The sequence below is a fragment of the Holdemanella sp. DFI.5.55 genome, assembly GCF_020593575.1.
Classification (GTDB): domain Bacteria; phylum Bacillota_I; class Bacilli_A; order Erysipelotrichales; family Erysipelotrichaceae; genus Holdemanella; species Holdemanella hominis.
This window is the reverse complement of the sequence record NZ_JAJDMK010000270.1, coordinates 1-268: the sequence shown is the minus strand read 5'-3', so window position 1 is coordinate 268 and position 268 is coordinate 1. Positions and strand designations below refer to the sequence as shown.

1 protein-coding gene is annotated in these 268 nt (G+C 32.5%); it reads right to left on the bottom strand.

The window, feature by feature from the left end:
- Positions 1 to 48: 48 nt before the first annotated feature.
- A partial coding sequence (locus LJE08_RS14065; protein WP_217256558.1) for a transposase occupies positions 49 to 268 on the bottom strand: 220 nt, incomplete at its 5' end.

The window sequence follows — 268 nt, the reverse complement described above, 5'->3', positions numbered from 1 at the left end:
TCAGATTGTTGACAAAAGCCTATACCTTTTCGTAAGGGCATAGGCTTTTTATTGTATATAGGCAATTTTCGAAATGAAATTGTCTTTTTTTGTATATTTTGAAGGATATATAGAAGATTTCGATGGTTTTCTTCTATTTTTTCCTCTCCAAAGGGACATTTTTTTCAGATTATGACACGCAAAAATCAACCAAGCATTCTGTTGGTTTTTCTTCAAGCCTTTTAACCTTGTGAAACGTAGTCCATTGTTTTCTTTACAGTCCGCAAAT